Source organism: Alteromonas sp. BZK5 (genome assembly GCF_014349115.1).
Lineage (GTDB): Bacteria > Pseudomonadota > Gammaproteobacteria > Enterobacterales > Alteromonadaceae > Alteromonas > Alteromonas macleodii.
On record NZ_JACSOE010000026.1, the window covers coordinates 1 to 12,157 of the forward strand.

Below are 12,157 nucleotides of genomic sequence, written 5' to 3' on the forward strand. Positions count from 1 at the left end.
AATTGACTTCACGAAAAAGCCGAATATATGGCAGCAATGAATCACGTTATTAAATCAACACGGTGTCTTGCAATCGGAGAGGGTCCATATATGGTATAAACATAACGGGTTGTTCGAGGTCAGAGCTAAAGCAAAAGAAGGAATCGGTAGGGCGCTGTTCTGCTATACAAAAGTAAAGCAGATACATATTTTATATGCATTCATGAAAAAGTCTCAGAAAACGCCGAAAGAAATAATACAGATCGCCAGATTGAGAATGAAAGAGGTTAACTAGCCATGACTTTACAAAGCCTTAAGCATGAAGCATTGAAGAATAAAGATGTAAAACAGGAGTATGATCGCCTAGAGAGCGAGTTCACACTTATAGAGCAGCTGATAGCTATGAGGAAAGAGGCAGGGCTAACTCAAGAACAGCTTGCGCAAAAAATGCAAACACACAAGAGTAATATTAGCCGATTGGAAAAAGAGAATAGCAACCCTAGTTGGAAGACTCTACTCAAATATGCGAATGTCTGTGGGTTCGAACTTTCGATTACCCTTCATAAAAAAGAAAGCCACATCTCGCGCTAACGATTGTTCTTTACCGCGCTAATTTTTAAAAATATATCCTGATGACTTCATTTATCGACAATAAGAAAAGTCTACGCCGCGATAAATGGCATAACAAAAAACACCCCTTTGAATCATAGAGCAAACTAAGTACACTCATTCCACGTAGGACAAAAATAACTTTTAACTAAAAAGCGAAATGGAGACTGCAATGAAGAAATTAATGATGGCTACGGCTATTGGCGCTGCAACCCTATTAAGTGCGTGTAGTGCAGAGCATGGCACTACGCAGTGCACTACTGCGCCGGAAGCTGAATGGCAAAACCAAGATGCGTTTCAGGCTCAGCTATTAGCGCAAGGTTACAAAATTAACGAGTTCAAAGTAACGGGTGGCAACTGTTACGAAATCTACGGCTTCGACAAAGAAGAAAACAAAGTAGAAATTTACTTTAACCCTGTTGATGGCAGCATTGTTAAGAAAGAAATGCACTAAGTGTGTTTTAACGAACGATTCATCGTTCGTTTGCTTTAACACTTGATAAAAACGCTGCAAACTATTGCAGCGTTTTTGTTTTATTCTGAGATAGTTATTTAATGTACAGACCTACTGATACGCCTTCGGATATTTATATTTGGGACTGGGTAGTGCGCCTATGCCACTGGGGCCTTGTTGCTACCTTTGTGACCAATTATTTTATTGTGGAGCCAGGTCGGCTTTTTCATGAAATCGCGGGCTATGTGGGCGTAGCGCTTATATCTATACGCGTTGCTTGGGGCTTACGTTCAGCTAATCCCAACAAGAAGGGCTCCGCAGATTACGCTAGCTTCTCCACTATTTCGCTAAGCAAGCAGGCCTTTAGAGAACATCTTCAGCACTTAAAGCATAAACAAATCCCACGTACTCATGGTCACAATCCTTTTGGCTGGCTTATGGTGATGGCAGTTATTGCCCTTTTTCTTGGGTTAGGTATTACCGGTTTTATGATGGAAGAAATAGACGCACTGTTTGGAAATAGCACGCTGGAATGGATACACAGTATTATGGCTGATGTATTGTACGGCTGTGTGTTGGTGCATATTGCTTCCGTGTTTGCTGTACAACGAATGGGTAATATTCAGTTAGTTCGCCCTATGCTTACTGGCTGGCGTAAGCGTTAAGCCTACGTAAAGACATAGATGTGCTACGGACATAAATTCACTTTTGCCGAAGCTGGCTTGTTGTGTTTGCCAGCCTTTCTGCCAATAAGATTTTAGTTGCCCGCAGGTGTTCGTTATCACCTCGCCGCTTGTGGCTTTTAACTATCCAAAGGCCGCTTTGCCTCTCGCACGGCTTTCGGGTGCATTAATTTTTCTAAGCGAGCGAGGTAAGACGCAATTTGCTGATGCTGCTTTTTATCGTTGGTCACCGAGTTATAAAGCCAGTGGTATGCGTCTTCATAATCGTAAGGACTGCCATAACCGTCCAAAAACAACTCAACCAAGTGAATTTGCGCTTTTAGATTTTTAAGCGCAGCGGCTTCACGTAAATACACTACGGCGCGAGATTTATCCTGCTGTACGAGTGTGCCTTTGGCATAGTAACGCCCAAGTTGCTCTAGTGCTGCTGGCAAACCTTGATTCGCGGCATCTTCCATGTAGCCAATACCACGGGCAGGTTCAGCGTCTACGCACACGCCCCATGCCAGCATATCTCCCCATAAAAACTGGTAGGCCGGTACTTTCAACACGTTTGCACGCGCTTCAATGTCTTGCACTAATTGGCATCGATCAGCCACTACTTTGTCTAAATGCGTATTAGCATTAATCATATCGATTAAGGCATCTTGGCTGTAAAGCTGAACTGCGCGAAGCTCTTCAATCGTTTCCCCTTCAAGAGCATGAGCGGAAAAGCCGGTGACAGTCGCGCAGATAAATAAGGCTGTGTGTAGAATACGTTTCATAGCAAAAGAGTATGTGTTGATTACAATGTCTTAGTTAAGGTATCGACTAATTATAGATTATCTTAACCAAGACATGCTTTTCTTTACGAATGGACACATGAGCGTCTGCGGCCAGCTCATATCTGCTTTCAACTTTACGTTGACCACCTGCATTTAACCGTACGCCAGCATCTTGCTTTTAGTGACTACTTTTTCGTGGGCACATGGCCGATTGGATATGGCGGGCGTGATCTGCTAGGTCAATACCTAAATCAGTTAGGTAACCACCGTCTGGCTGGGTGATTAGGCCTTTGGAGTATAGCCTGGATGCTGCGTTCACCATGCTTTGGCTTGCATCGTGATGAATTTTTAAACCTTGAAGTAGGCTGTCTGTTGGAAACTTCAGTAACAAATTTAATTCGTCTAACATGTCCTGATCGAATGAACTCATGTAACCACCTTAGGCAAAAGGGTTAGTAGGGATTTAGCACGCTGGCCACTGTAAAACACCTCAGCAAAGCACTATGGTAACAACCTATACCGAAGCGCACACACCAAAGCACTATTAGCCCTAGATTTGTTAATATTTTTAACGCTTTCTTATATCACACCCAAATGGCACCTCTGTAAAGCGTAATTTATCTGTAAAACGTTTAATCGTGTAAACACAGCGCTTACTGATCGGACTTTGGCGCTAAATAGTATATTCTTGCCATAAATTGAGTTTGTGGATGCACCTGCACTGATGAAGTACAAAGATTTACGCGACTTTATTCGCCAGCTAGAAGCTAAAGGTGAATTGGTACGCATTACCCAGCCCATTGATACCGACCTTGAAATGACAGAAATTGCCGACAGGACGTTGCGTGCCGGCGGCCCTGCACTGCTATTTGAAAACCCTAAAAATCACGACATGCCCGTATTGGCAAATTTATTTGGTACACCAGAGCGCGTAGCTATGGGCATGGGTCAAGAGTCTGTTGAAGCACTGCGTGAAGTAGGCAAGCTACTGGCTTATTTGAAAGAGCCAGAGCCGCCTAAAGGGCTGAAAGATCTTTGGGAGAAGCTGCCAGTATTTAAGCAGGTGCTTAATATGCCTGCCAAAGTCCTTAAAAAAGCCCCTTGTCAGGAAGTGGTGCTTACCGGTGACGACGTAGATTTATCAAAAATTCCGGTACAGCGCTGCTGGCCGGGTGACGCTGCGCCTTTGGTAACATGGGGTTTGAGTGTTACTAAAGGGCCGCATAAGAAGCGTCAGAATCTGGGCATTTACCGTCAGCAGGTTATCGGCAAAAACAAACTTATTATGCGCTGGTTGTCACACCGTGGGGGCGCCCTTGATTTTCGTGAGTGGTGTCAAACACACCCGGGCGAACCCTACCCGGTATCTGTGGCACTTGGCGCAGACCCCGCTACTATATTGGGTGCGGTTACTCCTGTTCCAGATACCCTTTCTGAATATGCTTTTGCGGGCCTACTGCGTGGTGACAAAACTGAAGTAGTTAAGTCTATTAGTAACGACTTACAAGTACCTGCCAGTGCCGAGATTGTGCTTGAAGGCTATATCGCACAAGATGAAACAGCACCTGAAGGTCCATACGGCGATCACACCGGGTATTACAATGAAGTCGATGACTTCCCTGTGTTTACGGTAACGCATATTACCCACCGTAAAGATCCTATCTATCATTCAACCTATACAGGCCGTCCACCCGATGAGCCAGCTATTTTAGGTGTTGCGCTAAACGAAGTGTTTGTGCCTATTTTGCAAAAGCAGTTCCCTGAAATTGTCGACTTCTACTTACCGCCTGAAGGATGCTCTTATCGTATGGCAGTAGTGACGATGAAGAAACAATACCCTGGGCATGCGAAACGGGTGATGATGGGTGTGTGGTCGTTCTTGCGCCAGTTCATGTACACCAAATTTGTGATAGTGTGCGATGACGACGTCAACGCGCGTGACTGGAACGATGTTATTTGGGCCATCACTACCCGTATGGACCCAGCCCGCGACACGGTAATGATAGAAAATACGCCTATCGACTACTTGGATTTTGCATCACCGGTTTCAGGGCTAGGCTCTAAAATGGGCATGGATGCAACAAACAAGATGCCGGGCGAAACCGACCGAGAATGGGGCGTACCTATTGTGATGGACGAAGACGTTAAAAAACGCGTTGATGATATTTGGGACAGTCTTGGTATTATGTAGCGACTATTTTTAGCGCTATTTATTTTGTATTGAAGCATGCGCTTTTTTTTAAGCGCATGCAAAGGCGACACGCTAAGCAAGAAGGTTAGAAGAGAATACATGTCAGAAATTAAGTGTAAGGTTGCAAGCATCACGCCTTTAACCGAAGTGGTTCAAAAAGTTGAATTAACGCCAGAAAGCCCTGTTGAGTTTAAGGCGGGTCAGTACGCCATGGTGGTAATGGGCGAAAAAGATATGCGTCCATTTTCTATTGCCAATGCCGCATTTGATAATAGCCGCATTGAATTACACATTGGCGCAGAGCCTGGCAACAGCTACGCTGGTGAAGTGCTAGAGCGCATGCGTGCGGATGGCGAAATTACCGTAAACGTAGGTAATGGTAATGCCTTTTTGCAAAGTAATGGCCTGCCTATGGTGCTTATTGCTGGTGGTACTGGCTTCTCATATACCTACTCTATTCTGCAAGAGCATCTTAATAGCGGCGACAAGACACCACTTACCCTTTATTGGGGTGGAAAACACGCGGCTGATTTGTATTTAGCTGACAAGCTAACTGAGCTCGCTGAAGCTAACGAACACTTCACTTTTGTGCCGGTTGTAGAGTTTGCATGCGACGAATGGAAAGGCAGAACGGGCTGGGTACACCATGCGGTAATGGCAGACCACGCTGACTTTGCCAATATTCAGGTTTACGTTGCAGGTCGTTTTGAAATGGCCAAAGTTGTACGCGATGATTTTACACAACGCGGCTTAAAAGTTGAGAACCTATTTGGCGACGCGTTTGCGTTTATTTAAGCGCTAGCGTAAACCCATATTCTGAAAGCCGGCGAATGCCGGCTTTTTTGTTTTTTTTAAAGTCATTTTTCATTCCCAGCGCCTTACTCCGTTTTTCAATCGCGATGCCTTGCGATGACCAACCATTAAACACGTTTACTCCAATTGTAGCTTTGCCACGTATTCGTTATGGTGAAAAAATAAAAACAGGAGATAACAATGATAAAAAACCGACCCGCACTAGCGAGTATAAGCGCAAAAATAAGAACTGAATTAATGAAAGTACTGGCATCAGCTGTATTGGTAAGTAGCACAGCGTCATTCGCCGCTCACGCACAAAGCGAGCAGCAGCAAGCACTTTATGATATTGCCAAAAATGTTTCCGCTGAAAACATTGAAAAAGACATTACTACGCTGGTGAACTTTGGTACACGCCATACCCTTTCTGAAACCGAGTCTGATACTCGTGGTATCGGTGCTGCGCGACGTTGGATTAAATCTGAATTTGATAAAATTTCAGCCGAGTGTGGTGGCTGCTTAGAAGTGTACTACCAGTCGGAAGTCATCAGCGGAGAAAAACGTATTCCCGACCCAGTAGAAGTGGTTAGCGTTATCGCGATACAACGCGGTACCACCGATCCAGACCGTTACGTCATCATGTCAGGCGACATCGATTCACGGGTGTCTGATGTAATGGACTTCACCTCTGACTCACCAGGGGCAAACGACAACGCCTCTGGTGTTGCCGGTACCCTTGAAGCTGCGCGAGTACTATCCAAATACAAGTTTAACGGCAGTATCGTGTATGCTGCTTTATCTGGTGAAGAGCAAGGGCTTTTCGGCGGGCGTATTATGGCAAACCAAGCCAAGGAAGACGGCTGGCGAATTAAAGCCGTGCTCAATAATGATATGATAGGCAATATCGAAGGGGTTAACGGTGTGATTAACAACACCACCGCTCGCTTGTTTGCTGAAGGTACACGCGTAACCGAAACGGATAAAGAAGCACGCATGCGACGTTTCACCGGGGGTGAAGTTGACTCACCAAGCCGTAACCTTGCCCGTTACATCGATAAAATTGCCGATCAGTATATTGAGAACCTAGACACGATGGTGATTTATCGCTTGGACCGTTTTGGTCGTGGCGGCCATCACCGCCCGTTCAACGACTTGGGCTACCCGGGTATTCGTATTATGGAAACTAACGAAAACTACACCCGCCAGCATCAAGATCTTCGCGTAGAAGACGGTGTTGCCTATGGTGACACCTTGGATGGCGTCGACTTTGATTACGCAGCCAAACTTACTGGCCTTAATGCTGTTTCTCTTGCTGCGATGGCGTGGGCACCGAACCCACCTGCAAATGTAGAAATTGCCGGTGCAGTTCAACCTTCAACATTTTTAAAGTGGGATGCCCTAGACGCTGAAGAGAACCCTCAACTTAAAGGGTACAAAGTATACTGGCGCCATACTGATGCTCCGCAATGGGAATACAGTAAATATGTGGGTAACGTCACCGAAGCCATGCTTGAGAACGTTGTTATCGACAACTACTTCTTTGGCGTAGCCAGCGTGAACAAGGACGGTGTTGAAAGCGTTGTCGTTTATCCAGGTCCTGCGGGAAGCTTTGGAGAATAAGCGTTTATGTTGAGCGCCTATATTGAGCGCGCTTATACGCATCCAATTGCCCCCCCAATTACGCATGCAATCAAGTTCGTGACGTTAAGCTGGTAGTGAAACCGGCTTATCGTCGCGAATGACTTTACTTAATAAAAGCTAGTATAAACGTGGACACTACACTCAATATATTGATGTCGCTTACATTTTGTTAATTTAAGCCAGTATGTGTTTATTGGAATTAAGCGACTAACTGCATTACAGTGTAGTAAATGTATGACGGCAGTTCGGAGTTCACCTTTGGTAAGATTCAGCGCGTTCTCGCTCTCTATTTTCACTCAACGTCTTTCTTTATTAGGCATAAGCCTAGCCCTTTGTTGTTTTAATGTTTCGCAATTACATGCCGCCCCTACCAAATTAGGTGCAGCTTCCTTCGAGACCTACATAAGCGACGATGGGGAGCCTGCTCGAGTTAACACACTGCTCGAAAAGGTGTTTCAGAAGGCGGAGTTGGATATCCAACTTCAGGTTATGCGACAAGCTTTTTTGGGCAGTTCTGTACTGACAGGTAAGCTAGACGGTGAATTTGCCTATGTTAATTTGGGTGAGGATAGCAGCAACTATGTACTATCCGATATCTACTTACCCATTTACCTTTACGCGGTAAGTAAAGAGGCGGACGTTGAGGCAATAAAGCTTTTTCCTCATTTAAAAGACAACCGGGTCGCTATTGAAAATCGCTTTGCGAATACGCCCTCATTCAGACTGCTGAAAGATATAAAGTGGTCACGCAACCCCACTACGTTTGATGCATTTCGCCAACTTGCCGACGATAGAGCGCCTTACTTAATTACCACCCAGCTGCTTGCGCGAGAGCTAAACATACTGCTGGCTAACGATAATGAAGAAACCCTGCACTTTTCAGCAAAACCATTAGCAAAAACCGGATTTCAAATAGCTATCAGCAAAAATGTTGCTAACGCTGAAAGGATTATTGCGCAATTCAATCAAGCTGTGTCGACAATGCAGAATTCGGGGGAATTGAATCAGCCACTTGAGCTAGCTTGGCTCACCAAAGATGTGAATGGCGATGGCGTTGCCGACTTTATCGGGCACAGCAACATAACTACCACGTCAGACTTGTTAAACACCACCTATTCCCTTGACGGTAAACCTACATCTGAAGCCAGCGCGTTTTATATTGACGGGGATAGATATGCATCGCTTGAGGAAGCGCGTGCTGCCCTTCCCGATAAAGAAAGTTCGTCGCCCCGCGAGTCGCTGTTAGATAAAACCACCTACCAGCTATTACTCCGCCGCTGGTAGATGAATTTTGACTTCGGTGAACTTTGAAAGCAATGAGCGTTGAAAGGCATTAAATTAGGTAGAGAAGCACGAAGTCGACTACGCGACTTCTACACTACAAAGCATACCTGTCGTTGCTTAAACTAAACGACCTATTCAAAGATATGCGTCAGCTTTGTTAACGTTCTATCTTCGCGCTCTATCTTCGCGCTCTATCTTCGTAATACCGCTGATCAAAGGTTGCAAAGAAGACGGGGAGTCGTCAGAGTTAGTGTGACGTTTCTGGTAAGTACATTTCCAGAATTGTCAGCAATTCTTCGCCATCGACTGGCTTTGACACATAGTTGTTAAAGCCAGCTTTAAGTGCTTTAACGCGATCAGATGTATAGGCATAAGCGGTCAGTGCTACGGCATTAAGCTTTGCAATTTCTGGTATTTCACTGGCTCTTATTTTTAGAACTAAACCCAGCCCGTCGATTTCCGGCATACCAATATCCGATAGCAGAAGATCGAAGGCTTCTGGCATATCGTTAATTTCTTTCCATGCTAACAGGCCGTTCTTTACAACATTAACTCGCGCGCCGTTAGATTCTAGAAACAGCTTTATAAAATCACGGGCGTCTTGCTCATCTTCTGCGACTAAAATCCGTAAGCCGTTCAAACGCAAAGACTCAGTCAGGTCGCTAATTTCAGAGTTCTTAGTTTCAATAATGTCGTCGTGCAAATTAAGCGGCGCAATGGGCAGCGTTACGTAAAACGTTGTTCCCGTGTTAGGTCCGTCGCTTTCAGCATAAATTTCACCACCGTGCATCTCCACTAAACTTTTCACAATAGACAGGCCTAAGCCCAACCCATGTTTGTTGTGCTCGTTTTTACCTTGATAAAAACGTTCGAAAACATGAGATAGCTGCTCGCGCGTCATACCTTTGCCATTGTCTTTAACGCGGAAAAGGTAGTTTGAATGCTCTCTTCGACCTCTTACATGCACAGTACCGCCTTTCGACGTGAACTTAAGCGCATTGCTCAACAGGTTATTGATAACCTGTTTTATACGGAGATTGTCACCCAGAATTTGCGTGTGATCGTCTTCGCAATTTATCGATAGCTGAATATTCTTGCTCGCAAACCCAGCCTCAAAAGATTTGGCAACTTCAGATATGGACCCTGCGATATTAAGCGAATGGGTACTGAGCTTCATCGTACCTGAAATAATACGGGATAAATCGAGAATGTCGTTGATCAGTGCTGCCTGAGTTGATGCCGCGCGCTTTATCACGCCAAGGGCATCAGTCATTCTGTCCACATTGCCGACATCCATAAGCGCTAAATCGGTCCACCCCACAATGGAGTTAAGTGGTGAACGTAGCTCGTGAGAAATGCTGGCAAGAAACTGATCTTTCGCTTTATCCAGCTCTTCTAATTTACTAATTTGCTTATCGAGCGACGCTTTTAAGCTTAGCGCGTAAGGTATAAACAGATGATCAAAACCTTCAATGATTAGTTGGTCATCTTCGGTCCACTCTACCGATTCATCAGCGACACTTTGCAAATACATATCAAACGAATTACGAGGAGTAAGAGACTTTCCAATATCTTTTCTGGCTGCATCGCGACCCGCCCAACGAATGGTCTTGTCTTTCTGCTCCCTAAACCAAACCGTGTAGTAGCCCAGTTTTGAAGACACGCAGGAAATATACATGCCTCGAATGCCGTTTAGGTCGCCACTATCTAAAATTTCGTTTGTTAATCGGTTTATAGCAATGGACTGCTCAGAGCCGCTAATGGCAAATTTTTCGAGTAATTTTGCCAAGGTTTTCTCTGTGGGAGTCTTACCAACCAGATAGTTGCCCGTAGGGGTAACCACCGCCATACCGCACGAATCAGCAACATCCAGTAAGTCTCCTTCTTTCTGCGTGATGGCCTCAAGCGGGTTCGTGAATGAAGTAAGCTGATGAACAATATAGTTCAGCTTGCGTTGGCGAATTTGAAATTGCTCTTTCTTTTTATGCAGTGCTTTCGTGTGAAGCTGCCAGGCATAAAGGTGACCTAATGATTCGCAAACTAAACGTTTCTTCTGGTCGATGTAAGCAGGTTCACTGTTGTGGCATGCTAACAATCCCCACAGCTTACCCTCAAAAACAAGCGAAACTGAAAATGAAGAGCGGATCCCCATATTTTTAAGGTAGGCAATGTGCATAGGCGAAACAGAGCGAACCATTGACATTGATAAATCCAATGGCGGACGTTCTGCCTCTTTAACCGAAGGCTTAAGGCCTATAACTTGCTCTTCTACATCGTAGACACAGCGCACTCGATTTTTTAGATACAGTTCACGGGCCTGACTGGGGATGTCCGAAGCCGGAAACTTCAACCCTTTGAATGAGCGAGAATCTGTACTTGCGGCTTCACCAATTACTTCACCACAGTAGGTTTTGTCAAACTGATAAACCATGACCGAGTCGAAACCTATGTATTGCTTAAATACCTGAGCGATAGCATCGGCAACATCGCCTATGGAGTCGCGGTCATCGACATTGGGTAACAATGCGCGAATATCTACATCCATTGGCACCCATTGCTGCGCCGCCTCAAAGCTTAGTTGAGGGGTTGGCTCAAGCTCAATAACTAACAGCCCATTAGAATCGAAGGCAACGCCACTCCCTTCTTTCTCCCAATCTTTGAGATGGAGCGCATTTTCAGCAAACTTCCACTGGTAGGCGTGGCGTACATTTCCGCCTTTTACAGCATCATAAATAGTCTGGAATGTGCGCGCTTCAGGAGTGGGAATGTCAATTAGTTCAGTGATAAGTGTTTCACCGGGAACGACGTCTACTTTGAACATGTCATTAATGTTCTCGCTCACTACCTGAATTTTTTTAGTACTAGGATTGATGGCAATGACATACCCAAAACTCTGCACGCTTTCAATCAAGTGAATTGCTTCATCTTCACAGTTTTGAAGCGTTGTAGGGGTATGGTCAATTGTTTGCATTACTTTGCGCCAAATATCAATAAAGCGAATTTTCGCAGTGTGTTCCTAGACTTACTCTATAAGATACCAATTTTCTATTGAAGAAGCATGTCAAATCACTGCAGCGCTTAATAAGAAGAATATTAAATTTTCAAAAATTCGTACGCAATATCACGAATAAAACTTGTGTTTATTGATCCTAAGCAATAAACTTTCAGTAATTTCTGAAACTTCTGGAAGGCAAAAATGAAAATGACGCCTTTAATTACATCTGCGGTTATGCACTTTGGTGAAATGGGAAGTCGTTGGGGTTTCAACAGAACAGTTGGGCAAATTCTAGCGCTTATTGTTTTAAACGAAGAGCCCATTTCGGCGCAGGAAATTGCGGATGCGCTCAACATATCCAGAGGCAATACCAGCATGGGTTTAAAAGAGCTTCAGTCATGGCGCTTAGTTAAACAGCATCTTGTTCCTGGTGAGAGAAAAGAGTTCTTTATTCCGGCTGGCGATATTTGGACACTGGCCAATAGAGTGTTTGAAGAACGAAGAAAGCGCGAGATAGACCCAACAATGAGTCTACTGCGTGATTTGTTGCTTGACGCACCTGCCAATGAAAAAGAGGCGAATGCACAACATAAACTGAACGAAATTCACGATTTACTCGAATCAATTACGGCATGGTCTGAAGAGCTTCAAAATCTTGGACCTGAAAAGTTAAACACGTTGATGAAGTTGGGTTCTGGCGTGGGCCGTATGCTTGAGCTTAAGGACAAGCTACTTCCGGGGAAAAACAGCGTTAACTAAGGGGGC

Annotated in this window: 12 protein-coding genes; 9 read left to right on the forward strand and 3 right to left on the reverse strand. The window is 44.7% G+C overall.

Annotation, left to right across the window (positions count from 1 at the left end; all coding sequences use genetic code 11):
* Window positions 1-40 precede the first annotated feature (40 nt).
* The 4 genes from BIZ39_RS09710 to BIZ39_RS09725 all read left to right on the forward strand — a co-directional run bounded on the left by BIZ39_RS09710 (window position 41) and on the right by BIZ39_RS09725 (window position 1,707).
* On the forward strand, window positions 41-274 hold the full coding sequence (locus BIZ39_RS09710; protein ID WP_187446887.1) for a type II toxin-antitoxin system RelE/ParE family toxin: 234 nt from the start codon (window positions 41-43) through the stop codon (window positions 272-274).
* Window positions 275-276: 2 nt separating this feature from the next.
* Entirely contained in the window at window positions 277-570 is a 294-nt protein-coding gene (locus BIZ39_RS09715) for a helix-turn-helix domain-containing protein (protein WP_187446870.1), read from the forward strand.
* 190 nt (window positions 571-760) lie between these two features.
* Complete coding sequence (locus tag BIZ39_RS09720) at window positions 761-1,042, forward strand: PepSY domain-containing protein (protein ID WP_014950922.1); 282 nt, start codon at window positions 761-763, stop codon at window positions 1,040-1,042.
* Between the two features lie 101 nt (window positions 1,043-1,143).
* The gene (locus BIZ39_RS09725) at window positions 1,144-1,707 is read left to right on the forward strand and encodes a cytochrome b/b6 domain-containing protein (protein WP_187446871.1); all 564 of its coding nucleotides are present in this window, start codon (window positions 1,144-1,146) and stop codon (window positions 1,705-1,707) included.
* A 137-nt stretch (window positions 1,708-1,844) separates the two neighbouring features.
* Here the strand turns inward: BIZ39_RS09725 and BIZ39_RS09730 are convergent, their stop codons facing one another.
* A complete protein-coding gene (locus BIZ39_RS09730; RefSeq protein ID WP_014977534.1) occupies window positions 1,845-2,489 on the reverse strand; it encodes a tetratricopeptide repeat protein in 645 nt (214 codons plus the stop codon).
* A gap of 178 nt (window positions 2,490-2,667) precedes the next feature.
* Window positions 2,668-2,919, reverse strand: a complete 252-nt coding sequence (locus BIZ39_RS09735) for a TIGR02647 family protein (protein ID WP_014950925.1) — start codon at window positions 2,917-2,919, stop codon at window positions 2,668-2,670.
* 294 nt (window positions 2,920-3,213) lie between these two features.
* On the opposite strand from BIZ39_RS09735, the gene ubiD reads away from it, so the two are divergent.
* The 4 genes from ubiD (at window position 3,214) to BIZ39_RS09755 (ending at window position 8,397) form a co-directional block, all read left to right on the forward strand.
* Window positions 3,214-4,680: a 4-hydroxy-3-polyprenylbenzoate decarboxylase gene (gene ubiD / locus BIZ39_RS09740; RefSeq protein WP_014950926.1), complete on the forward strand. Its 1,467-nt coding sequence runs from the start codon at window positions 3,214-3,216 to the stop codon at window positions 4,678-4,680.
* A 99-nt stretch (window positions 4,681-4,779) separates the two neighbouring features.
* Window positions 4,780-5,475, forward strand: coding sequence for an NAD(P)H-flavin reductase (gene fre, locus BIZ39_RS09745; RefSeq protein ID WP_049586742.1), 696 nt, complete (start codon window positions 4,780-4,782; stop codon window positions 5,473-5,475).
* Between the two features lie 255 nt (window positions 5,476-5,730).
* Window positions 5,731-7,092, forward strand: a complete 1,362-nt coding sequence (locus tag BIZ39_RS09750; RefSeq protein ID WP_187446888.1) for a M28 family metallopeptidase — start codon at window positions 5,731-5,733, stop codon at window positions 7,090-7,092.
* Between the two features lie 279 nt (window positions 7,093-7,371).
* Window positions 7,372-8,397: a substrate-binding periplasmic protein gene (locus BIZ39_RS09755; RefSeq protein WP_039226834.1), complete on the forward strand. Its 1,026-nt coding sequence runs from the start codon at window positions 7,372-7,374 to the stop codon at window positions 8,395-8,397.
* A gap of 247 nt (window positions 8,398-8,644) precedes the next feature.
* Here the strand turns inward: BIZ39_RS09755 and BIZ39_RS09760 are convergent, their stop codons facing one another.
* Window positions 8,645-11,368 (reverse strand): ATP-binding protein, encoded by a 2,724-nt coding sequence (locus BIZ39_RS09760; RefSeq protein WP_187446872.1) that lies wholly within the window; start codon window positions 11,366-11,368, stop codon window positions 8,645-8,647.
* Window positions 11,369-11,593: 225 nt separating this feature from the next.
* Between BIZ39_RS09760 and BIZ39_RS09765 the strand changes: the two genes are divergently transcribed.
* Window positions 11,594-12,151, forward strand: coding sequence for a GbsR/MarR family transcriptional regulator (locus tag BIZ39_RS09765; protein ID WP_014999724.1), 558 nt, complete (start codon window positions 11,594-11,596; stop codon window positions 12,149-12,151).
* The last annotated feature ends 6 nt before the right edge of the window (window positions 12,152-12,157 follow it).

What these genes read in the sequence shown, in the direction of transcription:
- BIZ39_RS09715 (WP_187446870.1), top strand. Translation starts at nt 277, where the DNA reads ATGACTTTACAAAGCCTTAAGCATGAAGCATTGAAGAATAAAGATGTA.
- BIZ39_RS09720 (WP_014950922.1), top strand. Translation starts at nt 761, where the DNA reads ATGAAGAAATTAATGATGGCTACGGCTATTGGCGCTGCAACCCTATTA.
- BIZ39_RS09725 (WP_187446871.1), top strand. Translation starts at nt 1,144, where the DNA reads ATGTACAGACCTACTGATACGCCTTCGGATATTTATATTTGGGACTGG.
- BIZ39_RS09730 (WP_014977534.1), bottom strand. Translation starts at nt 2,489, where the DNA reads ATGAAACGTATTCTACACACAGCCTTATTTATCTGCGCGACTGTCACC.
- BIZ39_RS09735 (WP_014950925.1), bottom strand. Translation starts at nt 2,919, where the DNA reads ATGAGTTCATTCGATCAGGACATGTTAGACGAATTAAATTTGTTACTG.
- ubiD (WP_014950926.1), top strand. Translation starts at nt 3,214, where the DNA reads ATGAAGTACAAAGATTTACGCGACTTTATTCGCCAGCTAGAAGCTAAA.
- fre (WP_049586742.1), top strand. Translation starts at nt 4,780, where the DNA reads ATGTCAGAAATTAAGTGTAAGGTTGCAAGCATCACGCCTTTAACCGAA.
- BIZ39_RS09750 (WP_187446888.1), top strand. Translation starts at nt 5,731, where the DNA reads ATGAAAGTACTGGCATCAGCTGTATTGGTAAGTAGCACAGCGTCATTC.
- BIZ39_RS09760 (WP_187446872.1), bottom strand. Translation starts at nt 11,368, where the DNA reads ATGCAAACAATTGACCATACCCCTACAACGCTTCAAAACTGTGAAGAT.
- BIZ39_RS09765 (WP_014999724.1), top strand. Translation starts at nt 11,594, where the DNA reads ATGAAAATGACGCCTTTAATTACATCTGCGGTTATGCACTTTGGTGAA.